This is a genomic window from Acinetobacter sp. SWBY1 (assembly GCF_002946595.1).
GTDB classification, from domain to species: Bacteria; Pseudomonadota; Gammaproteobacteria; order Pseudomonadales; family Moraxellaceae; genus Acinetobacter; species Acinetobacter towneri.
This window is the reverse complement of the sequence record NZ_CP026616.1, coordinates 743,672-766,968: the sequence shown is the minus strand read 5'-3', so window position 1 is coordinate 766,968 and position 23,297 is coordinate 743,672. Positions and strand designations below refer to the sequence as shown.

The following is a 23,297-nucleotide window of genomic DNA, read 5'->3' as shown; positions in this document are numbered from 1 at the left end:
AACTGCTACATGCAACAGATCGAAAAAAGAAAGTTAAATGCTGGTTGCCTTGCGCTGTGGGCGAGGGCTTAAACGACACAACAACTCATAGCCAATCGTACCATTGGCTGTGGCAACATCATCGACTAAACGGTGTTTGCCCCATAGTTCAACTTGTGTGCCTAATTCAACGTCTAAACCTGTGACATCAATGGCAATCATATCCATAGACACACGACCAAGCACAGGCGTTAATTTTGCACCAATCGCAACAAAATTTGGCTGAACAAATGTACGTGGATAACCATCGCCATAGCCAATTGAAACAATCGCAATTTGCATGGCTTGTTCTGCAGTAAAGGTTGAACCGTAGCCGACGTGTTCGCCTGCATCAATTTCATTTAGTGCGATCACTTCTGCGCTTAAAGTCATCACAGGCTTTAAGTCGAGTGTATGCACATTATGTGCGGCAAAAGGCGTTGCACCGTAAAGCATAATGCCTGGGCGTACATAATCAAAATGCAATTCGGGATAACGATAGATTGCAGCAGAGTTGCAGCAAGAAGCAAGAATAGGGCTGCAATTGTCTTTGACATGCAAAAATTGCGCGACTTGTTGATCATTCAAAGCATGGTCGCCATCGGCATTGGCAAAATGCATGGTCAACACACAGGTAAAACCTTCGGCTTTGAGCATGTGAATCACATCAATAATTTCAGGAACTTTAAAACCTAAACGATTCATGCCGCTGTTGAGTTTGACCCAGACTTTTAAGCCTTGTGCGATATAATCAGCTTTATGTTGTAGTAGCCAATCGAGCTGTGCTTGATGATGCACTACACATTCCAATTTGTGTGCCAACACACTTTGCATTTCATCGGCAGAAAAAACACCTTCAATCAGGGTGATGGGCTGCGTATATCCCAATTCACGAATTTCTAAGGCTTCTTCAACGCAAGCGACACCAAAGGCATCGCTGTCTTTTAAAGCTGCTAAGCAGTCTTTTACACCATGTCCGTAAGCATTGGCCTTGACCATGCTAACAATTTTTGCTGTTGGGGCAAGTTGTTTGACACGGTTTAAATTATATTGCAGTGCCTGACTGTCAATATAAACTGTTGCTTGGCGCACCCTAAATACTCCTTGGGAATGACAATTGGTAATTTGTGTTAGATACACTGTGGAGTGATAAATAAATACTAAAAATAGTTCTATTTAAAAATATTCACTATTGTAGACCTATCAACCTCAAATAGACATGAACATTTAAGTTTTTGATCATAAATTAATTTAAGATCGAAAAATCTATTAGGTTATTGATTGCAAATAATTTGTAAAAGTTTCAGACTTTATTTTTCATATAAAACTATACGTTCTAAAAGCTATTATGGTGTTAGATGCTCTCACTCAGGAAATTCTAAACTGTACGAGTTATGGCAAGATTCAGATGATTGTGGAGAGTGGGTTCGTAATTTAAATGAACTCAAAGAGAGATTAAACAATGCATTTTAAACTTGGATATGTTGAATAAATAATGAAAATATTTTGTTATCTGGGATGGATTACTTTATTTTTTTGTCAGTCAGTTATGGCTTGTATGCCACATTCACCCAATGACGTTTTTATTGCCCGTTACCAAGGTTCACTGGCAGTACAGGAGAGTTCAGACTTCATTTTTGAACTCAGTTCAGGTCAATTTATTTTTCGCTCAATACTAGATGAGGTTAAATATAAAAAGCCTACTCAATGGTACAGTGGATTTTCAGGTAAAAGTACAGCTAAAAACCAATTAATTATTGGTTTAGCTTATGCACCAGATGGTGCTAAACCCCAGCAATATCAAGTAGTTTCATTTGCAACATTAAACTGTAAGAATGACCAGCTTGTTTTATCTAAACCGATTGTCCCATTTTTAGCTTGGAATAAGCAGACCTCAAATTGTTCTACAGTCGATAGATCAGAGGTTGGGATTTTAGATGGTTTTATAGACTATGATCAGACACATTATTTGGCGCAACTGCAACAAAAGTATCCGACATGCAAGCAATTAAATAAAGCATTTCCATCACTTGAAATGGAAGAAAATAGTCAAGATTATAATTTACTCTCAAGTTGGAAACTATGGTGGGCAAAGTTAATAAGTCAGATTAAAACATGGTTTTAATAAAAAAGAGCAATGCAAGCATTACTCTTCATCATCATACTGAGCATAATACTCAGGAGATAAGTTACTAAAACGCGTATATTGCCCTTCAAAAGCAAGACGTACCGTACCAATTGGGCCGTTACGCTGTTTACCAATAATAATTTCGGCAGTACCTGCTTCTTTAGATTCTTTATTGTAAACTTCGTCGCGGTAAATAAACATGATTAAATCCGCATCCTGCTCAATTGCACCAGATTCACGCAAGTCAGACATCACAGGGCGTTTATTAGGTCGGTTCTCTAATGAGCGGTTGAGCTGTGACAAAGCAATCACAGGGCAGTTCATCTCTTTGGCCAAGGCTTTTAAGCTACGTGAAATTTCTGAGATTTCGCCGACACGGTTATCGCCCATGCCTGGGACTTTCATTAACTGCAAATAATCGACCATGATACAGCCAATTTTACCGCCATGTTGTTTGGCAATGCGTCGCGCACGTGCACGTACTTCCGTAGGCGGCAGGGCAGATGAGTCATCAATATACAAATGCTTTTCTTGCAGTTGTAAAATCGTGCCTGTGACTTTTGACCATTCATCGCCACTGAGTTTACCTGAACGTAAATTCCCTTGATGCACTTTGCCGTATGCAGAAATTAAACGCATTGCGATTGAGTCTGCAGGCATTTCCATAGAGTAGACAAGGGCAGGCAAATCATTGTTAAACAAAACACTTTCGACCAAGTTCATGGCAAAGGTGGTTTTACCCATAGATGGACGCGCAGCGACAATAATCAAGTCACCCGCTTGCATGCCCGAAGTTTTATTATCTAACTCCACAAAGCCTGTGGTTAAGCCTGTAATATTGCCTTCCATTTTAGAAAGTTCATCAAGTTTGTCGAATACATCGGCAACCACGCTCGAAATGGCTTTTGGGCCTTGTGCTTTGGCATTGTTATTATGTTGTTCGGCAATTTGGAAAATATTGGTTTCGGCCAAGTCTAAAATTTCACTTACGCTACGACCTTTGGTGTCATAGGCATTTTGTAAAATTTCAGAACTGACTTTAATCATGTTTCTGAGGGTCGAGAATTCTTTAATTTTCGTGGCATAGGTTTCTAGGTTATAAAAACTAGAAGGCGAGTCTGCCATGAGCTGCATTAAGTATTCTTCCCCGCCTGCAGCTTCAAGTAAATTTTGTTTAATCAGCCAGTCATTCACCAATACGGCATCATAAGGTGAGTTTTCTTTAGACAAAGAATCAATGGCGCGGAAAATATATTTGTGGCGTGTCGCGTAAAAATCAGATTCTTGTAGCACATCACCCACTTGTTCAAAAGATTCGGCCACAGTCATTAACGCAGCCAAAACAGCTTGTTCGATGGCTAAGTTATGCGGTGGGGTACGAAACTCTTTAAGCGGGCTGTTCTCATTTGGTTTTAGATCAGACTTTGCAGTATGTTGCTTTGCGCTAGCAGTCGCCTGTGACATATAAATCCCTGATTTTTAAAACAGTAAATGCTGAATAATGCACGGGGATAGAATTTGAAACTCATATTCTTTCCACTTCCCGATGATACGCCCTCTAGAAAAAAAAGCGAGTAGATTTTGGCGAAGGATAAGTCAAAGCGTGCAGGACGATTTAGGAAAATTGTACTAATCGTATATTCTAAAGACAAAAAAAGAGCATGCGATTAGGCATGCTCTTTTCTTTTGCAGCAAATTACTCAGATACGATAGTAACGAGAACTTCAGCAACAACATCATGGTGCAATTGGATTGCGATGTTGAATTCACCAGTGTGACGAAGCGCACCGTTTGGTAAACGAACTTCTGCACGGTCAACTTCAAGACCAGCATTCGTTAACGCGTCAGCGATGTCACGAGTACCGATAGAACCGAAAAGTTTACCTTCATCACCAGCTTTAGCAGTGATTACGATGTTAACTTCGTTCAATTGGTCAGCACGTGCTTGAGCAGCAGCTAAAATTTCAGCTTCTTGCTTCTCAAGTTCAGCACGACGAGCTTCAAATGCAGCAGTGTTTGCTTCAGTTGCAGCAACTGCTTTACCTTGAGGGATCAAGTAGTTACGGCCGTAACCAGCTTTAACTGAAACTTTATCGCCTAATTTACCAAGGTTCTTAATGCGTTGTAATAAGATAATATCCACAGCTCAACCTCACTTATGATTGTCAGTGTAAGGGATCAACGCTAAGTAGCGAGCTTGTTTAATAGCAAGCGCTAATTGACGTTGGTAACGAGCTTTAGTACCTGTAATACGGCTAGGAACAATCTTGCCATTTTCAGTGATGTACTGTTTTAGTGTATCGATATCTTTGTAGTCGATGTACGTAACGTTCTCAGCTGTAAAGCGGCAGAACTTGCGACGACGGTAAAAACGTGCCATTGATGTTCTCCTTAAGCTTCAGCAGAGTCTTGGTTAGCGTGTTGTGCTTCTTCACGTTGAGCTTTACGCGCACGTTTTTCTTCAGCACTCTTAGCCAATAATGACTCTTCAGTGATAGCGTTTTCACGACGGATGATCAAGCTACGAAGGATCGCGTCGTTATAACGGAACAATTCTTCTAACTCGTCAAGCGTAGTTTGACCACATTCAACGTTCATAAGAATGTAGTGCGCTTTGTGAATTTTGTTAATTGGGTAAGCCAATTGACGACGGCCCCAATCTTCTAAACGGTGAATTTGACCTTCAGCTTCTTTGATGTGAGTTAGGTAACGTTCTACCATACCCACAACTTGATCGCTTTGGTCTGGGTGTACCAAAAGTACGATTTCGTAGTGACGCATTGTCAGCTCCTTACGGTTTATGCAGCCCCTGACTAAATTGAGCCAGAAGCAAGGAGTCACAACCGAAGTTGTGTCGCAAAATTGCGAAGCGTGAATTTTAGAGCTTTTACCAAGTAAATACAAGGCTTGGTCTAAGAAAAGATCGGCTTGGGTAAAAAGGGAATGTAATATTTTGCATCTATGATTGGAATTTAAATTTTATACTTTGTATTTGTATGTCACTAACTTTTAGAGTGTTTAATTCGAAAATTATTAAGGACGAATAAATCAAAGACAGATAAATTGTTATTATTTAAATATTGAAGTGTGGAGAGGGTAGGCACTCCATTAAAAGATAGAGCTAAACTCTATCTTTTAAAAAAGTATGATTTGCGTGCTTGGTGCGGTTGCTGTAAAGCTAAAACATAAACTCACAACAGTAATTAAAATAACCGAAAATAGGAAAAAGCGTTTTGCCCATAATTGATCATTTTCTGCTTTGAAGCCAATGACGCCAATATAGAACCAATAAATACAAAGTGCATTCAAAATAACCAGATATAGCCAGTTTGCATAACCAAATACAAACAGTCCATTCATGGCAACGGTAAATAACACCACATAAATTAGTGATTCAATTTTCGTTCGAAAAATTGAACGAGCAACTGGCAAAATTGGAATCCCCGCATTTTTGTAATCATCATAACGGTAAATTGCAATCGCCCAAGAGTGGGGCATTTGCCAAAGTGCATAACCTAAAAAGATAAGTAGTGCAGCTAAGTCAAATTGATTTGCAACAGCGGTATAACCAATGACAGGTGGGCTTGCGCCTGAAATACTGCCAATAATGGTTTGATGAATTGTTGTGCGTTTGGTCCATAGACTGTAAAAGCCGACATAAACCACGAAACCAATCAGTGCAAAAAGAAAAGCGTATGCGTTAACTCCAAACCATAAAATGCTAAAACCAATTATGCCCAATACCACTGAATAAATCAGCGCAATAGGAACAGAAACAGTTTTTTTCACTAAAGCACGGTTTTGTGTGCGTTGCATTTTTTGGTCGATGTCTTGGTCAATAATATTGTTGACCACACATCCTGAGGCGACAACAAGCGTTGTACCAAGCAGAGTAAGCAGTAGGAGAAGGAAATCTACAGAACCTTGGGCAGCTACAAAGTAGCCACCCAAAGTGGTAATAAAATTACCAAAGAGAATTCCTGGCTTTGTCAGGAATAAATACTTTTTCAGCATGACAACCAGTTTAGATCATCATGTTGTAGTGTAGATAGTTCATGATCCATACAGAACCAACCAAAAGGATGGCAATGGTCAGAATGGTATACACGAATGCAATCACGTTCCAACGTTGCTCTGAAGAAGAATTCATATGCAAGAAATAAATTAATTGAATAAGAATCTGAGCAACTGCTGTAATCGAAATAACAGTAATCAAAATACCACGGCCAAAACCACCTGCCATAACCATACCAAAAGGAATAATGGTAAGGATAACAGAAAGGATAAAGCCAATCGTATATTGCTTAGTGTTACCGTGTGATGCACCAGCAGAGTTGTGATCGTGACTCATTAGAGAACTCCCATCAAGTAAACTACGCTGAATACACAGATCCAAACGATGTCAAGGAAGTGCCAGAACAAGCTTAGGCAAGCTAAACGACGCATGTTCGGAATAGTCAAACCATATTTCTTGATTTGAACCATTAACACGATCATCCAAACTAAACCTGAAGTTACGTGAATACCGTGCGTACCAACCAAAGTAAAGAACGCAGATAAGAACGCACTCGCACTTGGACCATGTCCAGCGTGAACTAAATGGTTGAACTCATAAAGTTCCATACCAATAAAGATCGCACCGAAAACCCAAGTCACGCCTAACCAAGTTAGAACTTTAGCAACATCTTTCTTGTAAGCAGCTAAAACGGCAAAACCGAAAGTTACAGAAGAAATCAACAGGGCAAAAGTTTCTGTTAAAACGAAGCCTAATGACTCGCCAAACAAATCTTTAGCTGTTGGAGTGCCTACTGGAACGTGGCTACTTAATACAGCGAACGCGATGAAAAGTGTACCAAAAATTACAAGGTCACTCATCAAGTAGGTCCAGAAACCAAAGACGGTGATGTCTGTATCATCGTGGTGATGATCATCATGTCCGTGGTTGTCGTGATGAAGTACTTCAGCCATGTCTTAGTCCTTCTTCAAGTGTTTTTCAAGGATCGCATAGCGTTCGTTTTCAATACGCTCAACTTCAGCAGCAGGAACATAGTAGTCCACTTTCTTCGTGAAAGAACTCACGATGAAGCTGATGATTGCCGCAATGAACGTAACGATTGCTAGCCACCAAATATGCCAGATTAATGCGAAGCCCATAGTTGTAATAAACATTGCAATTATGAAGCCAGCTGCACGGTTAGTTGGCATATGGACATCTTCATACTTCGTTGGACGAGCGTATGCAACACCATTTTCTTTGTCAGTCCAGAAAGTATCAATACCATTGATCTTTGGAAGGTGAGCAAAGTTATAGAACGGTGCTGGAGAAGAAGTAGCCCACTCAAGCGTACGGCCATCCCATGGATCTCCAGTAAGGTCTAAGCGTTGGTTGCGTTGTAGGAAGCCAACCACAATCTGCATAACGAAGCAGAATAGACCAATAGCAATTAACACAGAACCGAAGAACGCAATTGCCAAGTATGGATCCCATTCTGGGTTGTCATATGTATTCAAACGACGAGTCATACCCATGAAACCAAGGATATAAAGTGGCATGAATGCAAAGTAGAAACCGAAGAACCAGAACCAGAATGCTGCTTTACCCCAAGTTTCATTGAGTCTCCAACCAAACATTTTTGGCCAGTAGTAAATGATACCTGCGAACATCGCGAATACTACACCACCAATAATTACGTTATGGAAGTGAGCAATTAGGAATAAAGAGTTGTGTACAAGGAAGTCCGCTGGTGGAACTGCCATTAATACACCTGTTAAACCACCGATACCGAAAGTCACAAGGAAGCCAAGTGTCCAAAGCATTGGGGTAGTGTAGGTAATACGACCCTTGTACATGGTGAATAACCAAGAGAAGATTTTCACACCAGTAGGAATCGCAATAATCATGGTCATGATACCGAAGAACGCGTTAACGTTGGCACCTGCACCCATGGTAAAGAAGTGGTGAACCCATACAACGAGTGATAACACACCAATTGCAACAGTTGCGTACACCATTGATTTGTAACCGAACAACGTTTTGCGAGCAAAAGTCGCAGTTACTTCTGAGTAAATACCAAATGCTGGTAATACTAAGATATAAACTTCTGGGTGACCCCATGTCCAAATCAAGTTTACATACAACATTGGGCTACCACCCATGTCGTTCGTAAAGAAGTGGAAACCGAAGTAACGGTCAAGCGTTAACATTGCAATTGTCGCAGTTAAAACTGGGAATGTTGCAATGATAAGTACCGCAGTAACTAATGTTGTCCAAGTGAAAACAGGCATGTCCATAAGTTTCATGCCAGGCGCACGCATTTTGATGATGGTAACGAAGAAGTTAACACCAGTAAGAAGCGTACCTAGACCAGAAACCTGAAGTGCCCAAATATAGTAGTCAACACCAACACCTGGAGAATATTCGATACCAGATAGAGGAGGATAAGCCATCCAACCTGTAGCAGCGAATTCACCTAATGCAAGTGAAACCATCATTAAACCTGCAGCACCAGCGAATAACCAGAAGCTTAAAGAGTTTAATAACGGGAAGGCTACGTCACGAGCACCAATCTGTAATGGTACAGAGATGTTCATTAAGCCAACAACAAGACCCATTGCCACGAAGAAGATCATGATCACACCGTGTGCGGTGAAAATCTGGTCATAGTGTTCTGGGTGTAAATAGCCTTCACCACCACCTTTCGCAAGGAACTGTTGAAGACGCATCATGATCGCATCTGCGAAGCCACGAAGTAACATGACTACAGATACAAAGATATACATGATACCAATTTTTTTATGGTCTACAGATGTGAACCATTCGTTCCACAAGTAGCCCCATTTTTTGAAGTAGGTAATACCAGCAATCGCTGCAAGACCACCTAAGATCATCGCTGCAACAGTTACCAATACGATTGGATCGTAAGGAATTGCATCTGGACCTAACTTACCTAATAAGCTCATGTCTTATTCCCCTTGAGAAGCAGTCGCATGTTCAACTGCTACATGAGTTTCAGAAGCAGGCGCTTCACCAGCCACTACAGGAGCTGAATGGTCAGCACCATGGTAGTTACTCATATAGTTATTGATCACTGATTCAAACAAGCCTTGCTCAACAGAAGAGTAATAAGTCACAGGATGTGGCTGAGTCTTATATGGACCTTCTTTTAAAGCCGTTGCAGCAAGTTTTTTCTCTAATTCAGTTTTGGCGTTACGAACCATTGCATCAATTTGTTTCTGTGAACGGTTACCGTCACGTAAAGAAGCAAATTCAGCTTGATCTAAAACTGTTTTTTGAACAGCTTGAGGATTGATAGTCGTACCTTGACCTGCTTTAACAGCTGTTACCCATTGCTCAAAATCAGCTTGAGTTACAGAGTGAGCTTTAAAGCGCATTTGCGAGAAACCATAACCTGAGTAGTTAGATGAGAAACCACGGAATTCGCCCGTGTTGTCTGCTAAAACGTTCAAGTGAGTTTGCATACCCGCCATTGCATAAATCTGACCAGATAATGCAGGGATAAAGAACGAGTTCATTGTGAAGTTAGATGTTAAACGTAAGCTTACAGGCGTTTGCTCTGGGAAGCGTAATTCGTTAACAGTAGCAATGTTCTGTTCTGGGTAGATGAAGATCCATTTAAATTGTTCAGCAATAACTTGAACAGTTAAAGGAGCTTTTTCGGATTCTAGCGGACGGTAAGGGTCGTACTTGTGGGAACCCCACCAAGTTAACCAAGCTAAAATACAAATAATAATAACAGGTATACCCCATACTACAATTTCAATTGCAGTAGAGTGTGACCATGTTGGTTGATAGTCTGCGTCTTTATTCGATGCGCGATATTTCCAACCGAACCACAATGCCATAATTGCAGATGGAATAACCACCAATAGCATTAGGTAAATCGCAGTCATCATCAGGTTACTTTGACCTGCTGCAACTGGACCTTTTGAGTTCAGAAGTACTAAATCACCGCCACACCCAGTTAAGAGTGCAGCCATCGTAGATAAAGACAATACAGCTAAAATCGTTTGTCTCATTTTACAACCTCGGTGAAGAGTCCCATTCCCTAATTTAATATGGGATAGCGATTAAAGTGTCGCATGATTAAAAAGACATCAAAAAAGATGAAAAAGTCTTCTTAATCATCGGACACCGCTACGTTGTAGGGCATTATGCCTGATATCGACAAACTAAGCTACACATAAAGCGGCTTTAAGTGGAGGGAATAAAAACCAATTTTTATACTCGGAATTATTTGTGTTAATTTTAATTTATTTATATTTATCAATATTATAAGAAAAAAGGGATGATCAATCATCCCTGAATAAATAAAATCAAATTATTGCTTTACGACTTTGGTTTTGGCGAGTTTATCGTGCAAAGCCTGTCGTTTTGCACCAAATGCAAAGCCATAATCTAAAATTGTGATGAAGGGCATAAACATCATATTCAAAATAATGAAAATGATAGAGCGAATAGTAAACACACGCATTAGGCTGACTTTTTCATCGGTTTCAGCATCGACAATCTTAATTTTGGTCAGACGTTTGCCAATACTTTGTCCAGTTTTAGCCAGCAGGAAGGCTTGTATGCCCAGCATAATCAATAAATAAATTGCCACCGCTTGCCAAGCTTGCATTGGAATAAGCTGAAAGAGTTCAGTTTGCAATTGCATGGCTTGATCAGACGTTGTCGCTGCCTGCATTTTTTGTTGTAAACCAGACAATTGTTCAAACTGGTCCGCATTTAAGAAAAAAGAGGGAAGTGCTGCTGCAGGCAACCATAACAACATGTCTATAATTTTGGCTAAAGCACGTTGGTTAATGCTCGCCAATTCATTTTTTGTTGCCTGTGTTCTGGAGTTTGACGATGCTGAGCTTGGTCGTGATGTGTTTGTAGCCGTGTAATCTGTATTTTGAAAAGGTGAATGTTCAGGGGCAGGTGGTGTGCTGACGTAGCCTTGTGGTTCATATACAAGTTTACCTTGGGTGAGTTCACCTAAAGCTTTCCATTCGCTCATGCCTTGGTGCCAAGCCAAATCTGTCAGCAACACTTGTTGGCTGGCGAGCATTTGGTTGAGCTGCTCTAAGGTGTATGGCCCAGCTTGTTGATTATTTCGTGCCAAGTAAATTTGCATAAATATAAAATCTCAAAAAATGAATTTGAAAAAAAACCCACGCAGGTGCATGGGTTTTCTTTTAACACGTTTTACTATGCTTGTTGAGCTTTTTCTTCAGAAAGGAAGAACCAAGTGTCTAAAACTGAGTCTGGGTTTAAAGATACAGATTCAATACCTTGTTCCATTAACCAACGTGCAAGGTCAGGGTGATCTGAAGGGCCTTGACCACAGATACCGACATATTTACCTGCTTTACGGCATGCGTGAATTGCCATAGAAAGTAATGCTTTCACTGCAGGGTCACGTTCATCGAACAGGTGAGAAACAATGCCTGAGTCACGGTCTAAACCAAGTGTTAACTGAGTTAAGTCATTTGAGCCGATAGAGAAACCATCGAAATGCTCAAGGAATTGTTCAGCCAACAATGCGTTGGTTGGTAATTCACACATCATGATCACTTTCAGACCATTTTCACCACGTTTTAAACCATTCAGCGCAAGCAATTCGATCACACGTTTTGCTTCAGCAACGGTACGTACAAATGGAATCATAATTTGTACGTTGGTTAAGCCCATTTCGTCACGTACTTTTTTCAAGGCACGACATTCAAGCTCGAAGCAGTCACGGAAATTGTCAGACACATAACGACTTGCACCACGGAAGCCCAACATTGGGTTTTCTTCTTCTGGCTCATATAACTTACCACCAATTAAGTTTGCGTATTCGTTTGATTTGAAGTCAGACATACGCACAATCACTGGTTTGTCAGCGAATGCAGCAGCAAGGGTAGAAATACCTTCAACCAATTTTTCTACATAGAATTCGATTGGCGATGAATAGCCCGCAGTACGCGCCATAACTGCTGCACGTGTTTCACGTGGTAAGCTGTCAATATTAAGCAATGCTTTAGGATGCACACCAATCATACGGTTGATGATGAATTCTAAACGTGCAAGACCAATCCCTTCGTTTGGAATTTGAGCAAAGTCAAATGCGCGGTCTGGGTTACCAACGTTCATCATGATTTTGAACGGAAGTTTAGGCATAGATTCGATTGAGTTCTTTTGAACTTCAAAATCTAAAGCACCTTCATAAATGAAACCTGTGTCGCCTTCGGCGCAAGAAACTGTAACTTCCTGACCATCAGTCAAAACTTCAGTTGCATTACCACAACCTACAATTGCAGGTACGCCTAATTCACGGGCAATAATTGCAGCGTGACAAGTACGACCACCGCGGTTAGTGACAATTGCAGCAGCACGTTTCATCACTGGTTCCCAGTCTGGATCAGTCATGTCTGAAACAAGAACGTCACCTTCCTGAACTTTGTCCATTTCTTTAATAGACGTTACAACGCGGACTCTACCAGAACCGATACGCTGACCAATTGAACGACCTTCACAAATGACCGTACCTTTTTGTTTCAATAGGTAGCGTTCCATAGTACCGACGTTTTCACGGCTTTTTACAGTTTCAGGACGTGCTTGAACGATGTAGATTTGACCGTCATCACCATCTTTTGCCCATTCAATATCCATAGGCGCTTGATAATGTTCTTCAATAATTAACGCTTGTTTCGCTAATTCTTGTAGTTCGTGATCATTTAAAGAGAACTGTTGGCGATCTTGTTTTTCAACATCGACCACAACTACAGATTTACCAGCCGCGCCTTCTTCACCATAAATCATTTTTTGGTGTTTAGAGCCAAGGTTACGACGTAAAACTGAGTGTTTGCCTGCTTTTAATAAAGGCTTAGAAATATAGAATTCATCTGGGTTAACTGCACCCTGAACCACCATTTCACCCAAACCATAAGAAGCAGTAATGAATACAGCATCACGGAAACCAGATTCTGTATCTAGGGTAAACATTACACCAGCAGCGCCAGTTTCTGAACGTACCATACGTTGTACGCCTGCAGACAAAGCAACGACATCGTGGTCAAAGTTTTGGTGTACACGGTAAGAAATCGCGCGGTCGTTGTACAAAGATGCAAAAACTTCTTTAATGGCAATTAATACGTTGTCAATGCCACGGATGTTTAGGAATGTTTCTTGCTGACCTGCGAAAGATGCGTCTGGTAGATCTTCTGCAGTTGCAGATGAACGAACGGCAACCGCGATGTTTGGGTTGCCGTTAGAGAGTGCTTCAAAAGCAACTCGGATTTCTTGTTCTAGTGATGCAGTAAGCGGAGTGTCGACAATCCATTGACGAATTTTTGCACCAGTTTCAGCAAGCGCATTCACGTCATCTACATTGAGTGTTTTTAGCTCTGCTTGAATTTTAGCGTTTAGGCCACTTTGCTCGAGAAATTCACGATAAGCAGCAGCTGTTGTTGCAAAGCCACCTGGTACCGATACACCAGCATTAGATAAGTGGCTGATCATTTCGCCCAAAGATGAGTTTTTCCCACCCACGAGCTCAACATCGTGTTTCCCTAATTTTTCCAGACCAATTACGCGCGCTTCCAAAGTTGTTACTCCACTTTTGCAGTATTAATCACTATCTTGTCATGAAATTATAATAAATCTACTTAGCAATTTGGTTTTACTAAGCGACAGTCATGTAAGATCGGTTTACTATAAAGATTATATAGCACTAAGACAAATGTTTAAGGAGAATTTTAATGTCAGATGGTAAACAAATTAAGCGGAGTGTTTTTTTTATTTCCGATGGAACTGCAATTACGGCTGAAACCCTTGGACATTCACTCTTAGCGCAATTTCCAAATGTGGACTTTGATATTCATATTCATCCTTATATTACGTCTGAAGAAGCGGCTATGAATGTGGTGGCAGAGATTAATGCCCGAGCACAAATTGATGGTCAATTACCTTTGGTGTTTGATACCTTGGTTGACCAATATGTGCGTGACATTATCAACACTGCCAAAGCAATTAATTTAGATGTATTTGAAGGCTTAATTAGTAAGCTTTCTGAAGAGTTAGGAACACCACCAACCACTTTGGTCGGGCAGACGCATGCCGTAACAGATTCTGAATCTTACAAGGCACGTATTGATGCGGTGCATTTTGCCTTAGATAACGATGATGGCGCACGTACACGCCATTACGACAAGGCCGATCTGATTCTGATTGGGGTGTCGCGTTCGGGTAAAACGCCAACTTCCATCTACCTTTCTTTACAGTTCGGGATTCGTGTGGCGAACTATCCATTGACTGAAGAAGACCTCGATGACAACCGTTTGCCAGCCGTATTAAAGCCGCATAAACATAAGTTATTTGGCTTGATGATTGATGCTGAACGCCTTGTGGCAATTCGTACTGAACGTAAAGCCAATAGCCGTTATGCAAGTTTTAATCAATGCCAAATGGAATTGCGTGCGATTGAAGGTATTTATATTTCAGAAGGGATTAAATATTTAAATGTTTCAGAAATGTCGATTGAAGAAATTTCAACACGTGTTTTACAAATGACAGGTTTAAAACGTCGTATTGGTTAATGAAACTATATGTATTAAAAGAGCCAAAATTTTATTTTGGCTCTTTTTTATTGGATTTAAATAGAATAAAAATCAAGCTACTATTTATTTAAATGATAATGCTTTTAGTGTGACTTAAAATGTAGTGATAATGGTATCAATTGGATGTTCTTGTCCATCAATACTATGCACGCTATGTGCACAGACTTTGACAATTGGCCAAGTAATCAAATGGCAATTTTCGCGTTGTAAAGCTGAATAATAATGATCAGATTTAAAATAGCGTTGATGTGTATCTGCAATGTTTGGTGTGAGTTGACGTTTAAGCCACGTGTCTTTGACTTGAGCATCTAAAAAGCGTAAAGCCAAAATATTTTTGACGCGGTTATTAAACAAACGTCGATTTTTAAACACCAAAGGATGGCTAATTAGGCGATGGATGCCACGTTCTGTACTTGGTAGGACAAAATGCGGTGCAATTTGAAAGACTTGAACAGATGTTGCTTGCTGACAAATTCTATCGAGTTGTGCCACGCTGTCCTGATTTGCACCAATAACTGCAACGCGTAAACCTGTGAAGTCATGCTGTTTGATTTCAGTTGCAGGAATGCATTCGCCTTGGAATTCTTGAAAATCTGCCAAGCAGTTTTGAAAAGCGTGTCTATGTACGTCGTGTTTAGGACTGACCATGCTGAATCTCTTGATATATTCATTTTATAAATTAGAACATTTACTCTATTTTGTTGGGGCAGTACTGTTTGGTAAAGTCTTTTGTGCAGGCGAGCCAGTCATTCCTAAAGATTGAAAATTAATTCAACTGAGATTACTGAGATTTAAGCGAAAGAGAACAAGAAAACGGATTTAAGTTATTTATTTTAAATGTTTTTAATTGATGAAACCTTGTAGCTCAATAGAACTACAAGGTCGGAGCTAATTAAGTATCTAACTTCATTTGCATGAGCAAATCAAAGTTATGTAAGCGTTTTTCTGTGTCATAGATGTCACAGGTAAAAATAAACTCATCGACATCATACTTCGCCAATAAGTTTTCCAATCCTGCTTTGACAGTCGCCTTTGAGCCAATTCGCGCCATGGCATAAAAACTATCAACTGACATTTTTTCTGCAGGTGACCATAAGCCATCCATACTTTCGACTGGAGCTTTGAGTTTTAGGCTTTGTCCACGCATTAAACCTAAAACACGCTGATAGGCACTAGTCGCCAAAAATTCTGCTTCTTGGTCGGTATCTGCAACCACTGTTGGCACACCCATAGACACATAAGGCCGCTCTAAATATTCTGAAGGCTCAAAATTGTCACGATATAACTGAATGGCTTGAGCAAGCATACGCGGGGCGAAGTGTGAGGCAAATGAGTAGGGTAGTCCTAATTTTGCAGCAAGTTGTGCGCTAAATAAACTTGAACCAAGCAACCATACAGGAACGTGTGTCCCTTGTCCTGGCGTAGCAACAATACGTTGTTGTGGTTCAGCATCTTTAAAGTAATGCAAAATTTCTAAAACATCTTGCGGAAATTGATCTTCAGTTTCCTGTCGCCCACGACGCAGCGCACGCATGGTCACTTGATCTGTGCCTGGTGCGCGACCTAAACCGAGTTCAATACGGTTAGGATATAAAGTCGCTAAAGTTCCAAACTGTTCAGCGACCACTAACGGTGCGTGGTTGGGGAGCATAATACCGCCAGAACCGAGTTTAATTTTTTGCGTATTTGCTAATAAATAACCCAAAAGAACTGCGGTTGCTGAGCTGGCAATGCCATCCATATTATGATGTTCCGCCAACCACAAACGGTCATAGCCGAGTTGTTCTGCGTGTCGTGCTAATTCAAGTGCATGATGCAGTGAAAACTGTACTGATTGATCATCACGTACAGGTGCGAGTTCAAGAATGGCAAATTTTGTGTCTTGCAGGGAACGCATCATTTATTCCAGCTTGATTAAAGAGAGTTTTATCATACGATGCTGCACTGATTTTGTATATCGAAAATTTTCGATATATGGGCGAGTCATGAGATATTGCCATTTAACAACGCGCGACATTCATCCAAAAAGCACGCTTTATAAAAAAACATTTATCCAAGCAAGTAGTCAGCAAACAAAAAGCACCCGAAGGTGCTGAAGAAGTTAGAAGTATCGTGAGAAATTAACGACGTTTACCATTTTTATAGTGACCTAAATGTAAGCCATTGTCTTTGCGGTAACGGTCATTATAACGGTAGTCATTGTAGCGATAGCCACGGCTATCATAGCGGCGGTCATAACGATCATCGTAGCGTTTGTTGTCATAGCGGTCATCTCGACGGTCTTCGCTAACTTTTTGACCTAATACTGCACCACCTGCAGAACCGAGTCCTGCACCGACATAGCCACCATTGTTGCCTGCCATATTGCGACCAACGCTATATCCACCTGCACCGCCCAAGGCAGCACCAATCATGGCACCGTTACGGTCACGTTTATTGGCAGAAGCTGCAGCACCGCCCGCACCACCAATGGCTGAACCAATCATCGCGCCTGTTTGTCCACCCATTTGTTGACCAATTGCTGCTCCGACAGCACCACCCAAGGCAGAACTTACGGCAACACGTGTATCGTTTGCATGCGCAGTACTCATAAGCAAGGCAGAACTTGCGATAACGCTACCCAATAAAATACGATTAAGTTTCATGCGGATGCTCCAAATATTGATTAATATGTTTTGTAATGAAGATATAGAAACAGATGGCAAAGATCGTGAAGGGCAATGAGGTAAATCTGCAAAGTTTGGTAAAGACTTTGTAATTGCACTGCTAAATTTCTTCATATTGATTATGGTCGTTTTTTTGAACTGATATATGAAGAAAAATTAATCCTATAAAAAAGCATCAAACCTGTGTTGATGCTTTTTTGCTGCTCTATGCCTATCGTTCAAGATTAACGACGGTTGCGTTTTTTCTTCCATTTACGTTCTTGATAGCGGTCATATTCTTTATCTTTCGAGATTTTATTGCCGAGTGCTGCACCACCTGCTGCACCTAAAGCTGAACCAATATAACCACCATTGGTACCGCCCATATTTTTACCTACGGTATAACCCGCACCACCACCCAAAGCACCACCAATTGCAGATTCAGTACGATGACGCTTATCACTCGCCACGGCTGCACCACCAGCACCGCCTAAGGCAGCGCCTAGTGTTGCACCCGTAGTACCACCCATATTTTTACCAATAGCTGTACCTGCAACACTGCCTAAAGCACTGGCTGCGGCAACGCGCGTAGTATTGTCTGCATAAACGTTGGCACTGAGCATTGAAGCTGTGGCTAAAGCTGCTGTCATTAACATTGCATTAAGTTTCATGTTGAACTCCATGTCCATTTACAGGACTTATTTATGATCAATTTTGATGGGCTCAATTTAACAAAGCGCCGCTTTTAAAATGTGGAGAGTGCAGACGAGATTGGTGTTCTTTGGTGTGGGCTTTGTATGAGTTTGATTAAAACTGCTAAAAAAATGTCCAAATGCGGATGCTAATTGCGGTACTTGGTGAGTTGTACATTCACCGCAATGCACAGCATCATCAAGCAGAAATACTGCTAGAACATCTGCAGATAGGCATTTCAAACATCGTACAGACTTAATAATGATGTTATTTGAGTGGTAGAATCGGTAAACTATGCGCAATTTTTTATTTCGCTGTGCTGCGTGTTGCATGTAACAGCCTTTGCATTGAGATTTTTTAAACAATGAAAGAATCGTTACGTTTACGATTAGATCAGCTTTCTGACCGCCATGAAGAATTGACTGCTTTGTTGGCAGATGTTGAAGTGATTTCAGATAACAAGCGTTTTCGTCAATTATCACGTGAACACAGTGATTTAGACGAAATTACGGCAGTGTGGTCACAATACACACAAGCCGAAGCCGATATTGAAACAGCCGAAGCAATGTTGTCTGATCCTGACTTTAAGGAAATGGCGCAAGAAGAAATTAAAGACAATAAAGCGCTGATTCAGCAACTTGAAGCTGACTTAAATATTTTAATGATTCCAAAAGACCCGAATGATGCCAACTCGGCTTATTTGGAGATTCGCGCAGGGACAGGTGGCGATGAAGCCGCGATTTTCTCGGGTGACTTATTCCGCATGTATAGCAAATATGCCGAAAGTCAGGGCTGGAGAATCGAAATTTTATCTGAAAATGAAGGTGAACACGGCGGATATAAAGAAGTCATTTGCTTGGTGAATGGCGAAGGCGTGTATGGCCGTTTGAAGTTTGAAAGTGGTGCGCATCGTGTGCAACGTGTTCCTGCGACTGAATCGCAAGGTCGTGTGCATACATCAGCGTGTACTGTGGCAATTTTACCTGAAGTAGATGTAGACACCACGGTAGATATTAACCCTGCCGATTTGCGTATCGATACCTATCGTGCTTCGGGTGCGGGTGGTCAGCACGTTAACAAAACCGACTCTGCAGTGCGTATAACCCACATTCCGACGGGTACTGTGGTGGAATGTCAGGAAGAGCGTTCACAGCATAAAAACAAAGCGAAAGCGATGGCGTTGTTGGCATCACGTTTGGAAAATGCCAAACGTGCTGCAGCAGATGCAGCAACTTCAGAAATGCGTCGTGATTTGGTGGGTTCGGGTGACCGTTCTGAGCGTATTCGTACCTATAACTATCCGCAAGGACGTATGACAGATCATCGTATTAACCTGACTTTATATAAGTTGGATGCGGTGATGGAAGGTGATTTAACTGAACTACTAGATAGTCTGCATCGTGAATATCAGGCAGATCAGTTGGCGATGCTTGCTCAGCAAAACGGTGGTTAATGAATATTGCACAAGCCTTGGCGCTACGTGGTGAAGTCGATAGCTATGAGCGTCAAGAAAATATTTGGTTGTTAGAGCATTTTTTAGGACTCAGTGCGCTTGAATTAAAATATCGTGCAGATCAGGAATTGAGTGCCGCGCAAGAGCAGATGTATGTGCAGGCTTTGGCACGTATAGCAGCAGGCGAGCCTTTGGCGTATATCACAGGTTCACAGCCATTTTGGACACTGGATTTAAAAGTCACGCACGAAACTTTGGTGCCACGTCCTGATACCGAGGTTTTGGTCGAAACTGTGTTGGCTTTGTCATTACAACGTGATGCTGTAATTGTCGATTTAGGCACAGGTACAGGGGCGATTGCTTTGGCTTTAGCATCTGAACGTCCAGATTGGCAGGTAACCGCAACCGATATTTACCTGCCAACACTTGCAGTTGCTCAAGAAAATGCAAGCAAGCATGCTTTAAATCAGGTGCAATTTGCCTGTGGTGCATGGTTTGAGGCATTGGGTTCAGCAGCCGAGCCACGTTTTGATTTAATTGTATCTAATCCGCCGTATATAGATGCTAATGATGCACACATGTCTGCTTTGGCAGCAGAGCCTGAACGTGCATTGGTGGCAGCAGATCAGGGTTTGGCAGATATTCTGCAGATTATTTCGCAGGGTAAGCACTGGCTGAAAGCAAATGGATGGATTGCACTAGAGCATGGCTATGACCAAGCTTTAGCAGTGCAAGCGATTTTTGCAGAACACGGTTTTTCTGACATTCGTACAGTCAAAGATTATGCAGGCAATGATCGGGTGACTTTAGCACAATGGCTTGCTGGCTGATGTGTTATATCAGTTAAAAATCTTGTGAGATCTATTTATCAGCTTGCAAACATAGACGAATGATTAGCAAAGTTTAAGTGCAAGGCCAATTTATGAGCCTCAACTCAACTGATGTCAGCTTAGGTTGCCTTTCACTGCCAAAATTGCAGGTGGCAGTTCTTCGCCAAGTGAACTCAGCATTTCCCGTTCAATTAATCGCACCATGGAGTTGAGCGGTAAATCATTGTCTTGCAGGCCAAAAGGTTCTTCAAGTTGTTCGCTGAGAGCATCTAAACCTAAGAATAAATAGGCAATTAAACCCACCAAAATTGGTGTCCAGATTCCTAAACTTGCTTCTAAACTAAAAGGCAGAATAAAGCAGAAGCAATACACAGTGCGGTGCAACAAGACTGAATAAGAAAAAGGCAAGGGTGTGCTGAGAATTCGATCGCAACCTGCTTGCACATTACCCAATTCAACAATATGTTGATTCAAGCCTTGATAAATAATATCGGAAATTTCACCTGTTTTCAGTGCGCTGACTAACTCTTTTTGAATGCTTTCTAAAATAAACTGTGCGGCATTAATATGCGGAAATAATGCTTCATAATCTGCAGATGTGAGGTTGACTTTGTTTTGATAAAAATCGATAGGTTGGTTTTGATTGCGTAAACGGTTACGCAATAAATTACTAAACAACATGACCCGATACATCAAGACCCGACGCTGTTGATCTGGCAGTACGTATGAGTCACGTGAAATATGCCGTGATGTTGCAATTAACGTCCCCCACAATTTTCGACCTTCCCACCAACGTTCATAACTGGCGTTATTTCTAAAACTGAGGAAAATAGACAAAATAATACCGAAAATGGTAAAGCCAATGGCTGGTACGCTCGGCACTTGAAAAAAGTGGTGAGAAGATAAGTACACCAAAACCGTAGAAAGGAAGACCACAATTGCAAGTGCAGGTAAGACCGTGGGTAAAATTGTCCCATACCATGCAAACAGTAGGGTAAAACTGTTGTTTTTATTGCGAATTATCATCTTGATGCATCCTTGAAGCTGTCCTTAGTGTTTCATAGACAAACAACGCTTGGCAAGATGATAGCTAGCTTTTGATTCAAAAAGCAGCAAGCGGCTTAAAGTCAATTTTTCTTATTTATTATTGCAACAGCCAATAAAAAAGTGATGCCATGAAGACATCACTTTTTAAATACTTTCAGCAAATGAATACCCGAAGTTTTAGTTTACATCGGGTAATCTTGCAAACAGTCAGGAATTTCAACTTGTGCCAAACTGTCTGTTTCTAAAGCCAAACATAGCGCAACAATTTTAGCGGTATCGCACAGGTGTTCATCTTTGAGAGCCAAACCCGCTTGCAAAGATTGTAAATCTTCTTGGCAAATATCTAGGGCTTGCGCTGCTTCAAGTGCATCTTCACGTTTGAAAAACGCAGACATGACATTACGTAACTGCTCTTCTGAGGTATTTAGAATACTTTGATTGAGTAATTCATCTAATTGGTCAGAAGCTTGGTTGAGGGAGTGAGAGAAATTTTGAACTAGATTGTGTTCAAGTACATCCATCATCTTAAGCATGGGGAAACCTCCAAAGATGCTCGTACATTTAATATTACAGGGGGAGTATGACAGCCGAATTGCATAAAATTTATGCTTTAAAATGATTGAAAAGTAAACTAAATTTAATACTTTGACAATGCAGTGCAGATGAACGACCAGTTCACTGCTCAACCTTGAAATCACAGCGATGAGTTTTCTTTTATAATTAAGTTGTTTGTAAAATACACAAAATAGTGGCTGAGTAGTAGGTGATAAGTCACGCAATTATGAGCTTTCAATTATGAGCTTTCGGTATATTGTCGATATGCACCAGGATTGACCCCAGTCCATTTTTTAAAGGCACGATGAAAAGCACTAGGATCATGGAAATTTAATTGATCGCTAATCTCTTGAAGTGGTTGTTGGGTTTTGCTCAACAATTCGATTGCCGTATCTCGACGGATTTCATTTTTTAATTGCTGATAGCTAGTGCCTTCCTGCTTTAAACGCCGTTGGAACGTCGCTTCAGACATATTGAAATGCTGGGTTAATTCGTTCAGCTCTAACCATTCACTCGGCGGCAATCGCATTAATTGTTTACGAATTTTATGACTCAGCGCATGTGGGTTTTTATAACGCACTAAAAGATTAAAAGGCGTTTGTTTTAAAAAGCGTTTCCAGCTTTTTTTATCCTGCTTGATTTTTAAATCAAGATGTTTTGCCTCAAAATAAATCTTATGCGTTGTACACGCATATTCAATTTGGTCACAGAAACGGACACGATAATCAGCATCATCCTGCGGAGCAGCACATTTGAGTTGCATGTTTAAGATAGCAATACGTTGTCCTGTCAGCCAGCACATCAAGCCATGAATCAGCATTAAATATGTGGCATAACTAAACATCGGTTTCACTTGATATTTATCGTGAATGGTTAAGATTGCATATTCACCATCTACGTTTAATTCACCTGAAAAATCATCCAGTATTAAATTAAAGAAATTTAAAATGTCCTGTAATGCGGCCTTTAAATGCTCTGCTTGGTACACCCATTTAGACAAGAGTTGATAACTGCCACGACGCATAGCATGGCTGTCCATGCCAAAAAATTCATCATTCATGGTATCTGCCAGTGCAATCCACAATTGACCATATTGCAGAATTGACACCCTCGCTTTGTTGGAATGTAACAGCTCTGCAGGAATACCCGCCGTCTGCAAAATCGCATGCGTATCCATACCGCGTTGCTGTGCAGTATGCAAAGCTTCATGGACTAAAGCAATTGAAATTGTACCTTTGCTGTAAGTGAGCTGAGTTGCATTCATGGGATGGCGTGGTATTCCATTTACAAGTTGAGTGTTCAAATACATCATAGTCGATGCAGGG

General features: G+C 40.9%; 23 protein-coding genes. 4 read left to right on the top strand and 19 right to left on the bottom strand.

What is annotated here, in order from left to right:
- Nucleotides 1-33 precede the first annotated feature (33 nt).
- On the bottom strand, nt 34-1,110 hold the full coding sequence (gene alr, locus C3Y93_RS03850; protein ID WP_104852124.1) for an alanine racemase: 1,077 nt from the start codon (nt 1,108-1,110) through the stop codon (nt 34-36).
- A gap of 466 nt (nt 1,111-1,576) precedes the next feature.
- Between alr and C3Y93_RS03845 the strand changes: the two genes are divergently transcribed.
- The gene (locus C3Y93_RS03845) at nt 1,577-2,143 is read left to right on the top strand and encodes a hypothetical protein (protein WP_026438364.1); all 567 of its coding nucleotides are present in this window, start codon (nt 1,577-1,579) and stop codon (nt 2,141-2,143) included.
- Nucleotides 2,144-2,164: 21 nt separating this feature from the next.
- Here the strand turns inward: C3Y93_RS03845 and dnaB are convergent, their stop codons facing one another.
- From dnaB to ppsA, 11 genes are all read right to left on the bottom strand, one after another.
- Nucleotides 2,165-3,610, bottom strand: a complete 1,446-nt coding sequence (dnaB, locus tag C3Y93_RS03840) for a replicative DNA helicase (protein ID WP_004973149.1) — start codon at nt 3,608-3,610, stop codon at nt 2,165-2,167.
- Between the two features lie 232 nt (nt 3,611-3,842).
- On the bottom strand, nt 3,843-4,289 hold the full coding sequence (gene rplI, locus C3Y93_RS03835) for a 50S ribosomal protein L9 (RefSeq protein WP_004973150.1): 447 nt from the start codon (nt 4,287-4,289) through the stop codon (nt 3,843-3,845).
- 9 nt (nt 4,290-4,298) lie between these two features.
- A complete protein-coding gene (rpsR, locus tag C3Y93_RS03830) occupies nt 4,299-4,526 on the bottom strand; it encodes a 30S ribosomal protein S18 (protein WP_004719336.1) in 228 nt (75 codons plus the stop codon).
- Between the two features lie 11 nt (nt 4,527-4,537).
- On the bottom strand, nt 4,538-4,927 hold the full coding sequence (gene rpsF / locus C3Y93_RS03825; RefSeq protein WP_004973153.1) for a 30S ribosomal protein S6: 390 nt from the start codon (nt 4,925-4,927) through the stop codon (nt 4,538-4,540).
- A 354-nt stretch (nt 4,928-5,281) separates the two neighbouring features.
- Entirely contained in the window at nt 5,282-6,160 is an 879-nt protein-coding gene (gene cyoE, locus C3Y93_RS03820) for a heme o synthase (RefSeq protein WP_104852123.1), read from the bottom strand.
- 10 nt (nt 6,161-6,170) lie between these two features.
- Nucleotides 6,171-6,497, bottom strand: coding sequence for a cytochrome o ubiquinol oxidase subunit IV (locus C3Y93_RS03815; RefSeq protein WP_004973158.1), 327 nt, complete (start codon nt 6,495-6,497; stop codon nt 6,171-6,173).
- A complete protein-coding gene (gene cyoC / locus C3Y93_RS03810) occupies nt 6,497-7,114 on the bottom strand; it encodes a cytochrome o ubiquinol oxidase subunit III (RefSeq protein ID WP_004973159.1) in 618 nt (205 codons plus the stop codon). The genes C3Y93_RS03815 and cyoC overlap by 1 nt, the downstream gene beginning before the upstream one ends.
- A 3-nt stretch (nt 7,115-7,117) precedes the next feature.
- Nucleotides 7,118-9,106 (bottom strand): cytochrome o ubiquinol oxidase subunit I, encoded by a 1,989-nt coding sequence (gene cyoB / locus C3Y93_RS03805; RefSeq protein ID WP_096900904.1) that lies wholly within the window; start codon nt 9,104-9,106, stop codon nt 7,118-7,120.
- A gap of 3 nt (nt 9,107-9,109) precedes the next feature.
- The gene (cyoA, locus tag C3Y93_RS03800) at nt 9,110-10,183 is read right to left on the bottom strand and encodes a ubiquinol oxidase subunit II (RefSeq protein ID WP_004973169.1); all 1,074 of its coding nucleotides are present in this window, start codon (nt 10,181-10,183) and stop codon (nt 9,110-9,112) included.
- A gap of 302 nt (nt 10,184-10,485) precedes the next feature.
- Nucleotides 10,486-11,283 carry an RDD family protein gene (locus tag C3Y93_RS03795; RefSeq protein WP_004973172.1) on the bottom strand — a complete coding sequence of 266 codons (798 nt, stop codon included), beginning with the start codon at nt 11,281-11,283 and terminating at the stop codon, nt 10,486-10,488.
- Between the two features lie 74 nt (nt 11,284-11,357).
- Nucleotides 11,358-13,736 (bottom strand): phosphoenolpyruvate synthase, encoded by a 2,379-nt coding sequence (ppsA, locus tag C3Y93_RS03790; protein ID WP_004973175.1) that lies wholly within the window; start codon nt 13,734-13,736, stop codon nt 11,358-11,360.
- A 155-nt stretch (nt 13,737-13,891) separates the two neighbouring features.
- On the opposite strand from ppsA, the gene C3Y93_RS03785 reads away from it, so the two are divergent.
- The gene (locus C3Y93_RS03785; RefSeq protein WP_004973178.1) at nt 13,892-14,728 is read left to right on the top strand and encodes a pyruvate, water dikinase regulatory protein; all 837 of its coding nucleotides are present in this window, start codon (nt 13,892-13,894) and stop codon (nt 14,726-14,728) included.
- A gap of 114 nt (nt 14,729-14,842) precedes the next feature.
- On the opposite strand, the gene C3Y93_RS03780 is transcribed toward C3Y93_RS03785, so the two are convergent.
- The 4 genes from C3Y93_RS03780 to C3Y93_RS03765 all read right to left on the bottom strand — a co-directional run bounded on the left by C3Y93_RS03780 (nt 14,843) and on the right by C3Y93_RS03765 (nt 18,065).
- The gene (locus tag C3Y93_RS03780) at nt 14,843-15,397 is read right to left on the bottom strand and encodes a hypothetical protein (protein ID WP_004973179.1); all 555 of its coding nucleotides are present in this window, start codon (nt 15,395-15,397) and stop codon (nt 14,843-14,845) included.
- Between the two features lie 244 nt (nt 15,398-15,641).
- On the bottom strand, nt 15,642-16,646 hold the full coding sequence (locus tag C3Y93_RS03775; protein WP_104852122.1) for an LLM class flavin-dependent oxidoreductase: 1,005 nt from the start codon (nt 16,644-16,646) through the stop codon (nt 15,642-15,644).
- 223 nt (nt 16,647-16,869) lie between these two features.
- Nucleotides 16,870-17,394: a hypothetical protein gene (locus tag C3Y93_RS03770; RefSeq protein ID WP_104852121.1), complete on the bottom strand. Its 525-nt coding sequence runs from the start codon at nt 17,392-17,394 to the stop codon at nt 16,870-16,872.
- 245 nt (nt 17,395-17,639) lie between these two features.
- Nucleotides 17,640-18,065, bottom strand: a complete 426-nt coding sequence (locus C3Y93_RS03765; protein ID WP_004973189.1) for a glycine zipper 2TM domain-containing protein — start codon at nt 18,063-18,065, stop codon at nt 17,640-17,642.
- Nucleotides 18,066-18,451: 386 nt separating this feature from the next.
- Between C3Y93_RS03765 and prfA the strand changes: the two genes are divergently transcribed.
- A complete protein-coding gene (gene prfA / locus C3Y93_RS03760) occupies nt 18,452-19,540 on the top strand; it encodes a peptide chain release factor 1 (RefSeq protein ID WP_004973192.1) in 1,089 nt (362 codons plus the stop codon).
- Entirely contained in the window at nt 19,540-20,370 is an 831-nt protein-coding gene (prmC, locus tag C3Y93_RS03755) for a peptide chain release factor N(5)-glutamine methyltransferase (RefSeq protein ID WP_104852120.1), read from the top strand. The genes prfA and prmC overlap by 1 nt, the downstream gene beginning before the upstream one ends.
- Before the next feature lie 114 nt (nt 20,371-20,484).
- Here the strand turns inward: prmC and C3Y93_RS03750 are convergent, their stop codons facing one another.
- The 3 genes from C3Y93_RS03750 to C3Y93_RS03740 form a co-directional block, all read right to left on the bottom strand.
- Entirely contained in the window at nt 20,485-21,396 is a 912-nt protein-coding gene (locus tag C3Y93_RS03750) for a bestrophin family protein (protein WP_004973196.1), read from the bottom strand.
- A gap of 203 nt (nt 21,397-21,599) precedes the next feature.
- Nucleotides 21,600-21,950: a hypothetical protein gene (locus tag C3Y93_RS03745; RefSeq protein ID WP_104852119.1), complete on the bottom strand. Its 351-nt coding sequence runs from the start codon at nt 21,948-21,950 to the stop codon at nt 21,600-21,602.
- Between the two features lie 260 nt (nt 21,951-22,210).
- Nucleotides 22,211-23,236 (bottom strand): AraC family transcriptional regulator, encoded by a 1,026-nt coding sequence (locus C3Y93_RS03740; protein ID WP_213064882.1) that lies wholly within the window; start codon nt 23,234-23,236, stop codon nt 22,211-22,213.
- Nucleotides 23,237-23,297: the final 61 nt, after the last annotated feature.

What these genes read in the sequence shown, in the direction of transcription:
- C3Y93_RS03845 (WP_026438364.1), top strand. Translation starts at nt 1,577, where the DNA reads ATGCCACATTCACCCAATGACGTTTTTATTGCCCGTTACCAAGGTTCA.
- dnaB (WP_004973149.1), bottom strand. Translation starts at nt 3,610, where the DNA reads ATGTCACAGGCGACTGCTAGCGCAAAGCAACATACTGCAAAGTCTGAT.
- rpsR (WP_004719336.1), bottom strand. Translation starts at nt 4,526, where the DNA reads ATGGCACGTTTTTACCGTCGTCGCAAGTTCTGCCGCTTTACAGCTGAG.
- rpsF (WP_004973153.1), bottom strand. Translation starts at nt 4,927, where the DNA reads ATGCGTCACTACGAAATCGTACTTTTGGTACACCCAGACCAAAGCGAT.
- cyoE (WP_104852123.1), bottom strand. Translation starts at nt 6,160, where the DNA reads ATGCTGAAAAAGTATTTATTCCTGACAAAGCCAGGAATTCTCTTTGGT.
- C3Y93_RS03815 (WP_004973158.1), bottom strand. Translation starts at nt 6,497, where the DNA reads ATGAGTCACGATCACAACTCTGCTGGTGCATCACACGGTAACACTAAG.
- cyoC (WP_004973159.1), bottom strand. Translation starts at nt 7,114, where the DNA reads ATGGCTGAAGTACTTCATCACGACAACCACGGACATGATGATCATCAC.
- cyoB (WP_096900904.1), bottom strand. Translation starts at nt 9,106, where the DNA reads ATGAGCTTATTAGGTAAGTTAGGTCCAGATGCAATTCCTTACGATCCA.
- cyoA (WP_004973169.1), bottom strand. Translation starts at nt 10,183, where the DNA reads ATGAGACAAACGATTTTAGCTGTATTGTCTTTATCTACGATGGCTGCA.
- C3Y93_RS03795 (WP_004973172.1), bottom strand. Translation starts at nt 11,283, where the DNA reads ATGCAAATTTACTTGGCACGAAATAATCAACAAGCTGGGCCATACACC.
- C3Y93_RS03785 (WP_004973178.1), top strand. Translation starts at nt 13,892, where the DNA reads ATGTCAGATGGTAAACAAATTAAGCGGAGTGTTTTTTTTATTTCCGAT.
- C3Y93_RS03780 (WP_004973179.1), bottom strand. Translation starts at nt 15,397, where the DNA reads ATGGTCAGTCCTAAACACGACGTACATAGACACGCTTTTCAAAACTGC.
- C3Y93_RS03775 (WP_104852122.1), bottom strand. Translation starts at nt 16,646, where the DNA reads ATGCGTTCCCTGCAAGACACAAAATTTGCCATTCTTGAACTCGCACCT.
- C3Y93_RS03770 (WP_104852121.1), bottom strand. Translation starts at nt 17,394, where the DNA reads ATGAAACTTAATCGTATTTTATTGGGTAGCGTTATCGCAAGTTCTGCC.
- C3Y93_RS03765 (WP_004973189.1), bottom strand. Translation starts at nt 18,065, where the DNA reads ATGAAACTTAATGCAATGTTAATGACAGCAGCTTTAGCCACAGCTTCA.
- prfA (WP_004973192.1), top strand. Translation starts at nt 18,452, where the DNA reads ATGAAAGAATCGTTACGTTTACGATTAGATCAGCTTTCTGACCGCCAT.
- prmC (WP_104852120.1), top strand. Translation starts at nt 19,540, where the DNA reads ATGAATATTGCACAAGCCTTGGCGCTACGTGGTGAAGTCGATAGCTAT.
- C3Y93_RS03750 (WP_004973196.1), bottom strand. Translation starts at nt 21,396, where the DNA reads ATGATAATTCGCAATAAAAACAACAGTTTTACCCTACTGTTTGCATGG.
- C3Y93_RS03745 (WP_104852119.1), bottom strand. Translation starts at nt 21,950, where the DNA reads ATGCTTAAGATGATGGATGTACTTGAACACAATCTAGTTCAAAATTTC.
- C3Y93_RS03740 (WP_213064882.1), bottom strand. Translation starts at nt 23,236, where the DNA reads ATGAATGCAACTCAGCTCACTTACAGCAAAGGTACAATTTCAATTGCT.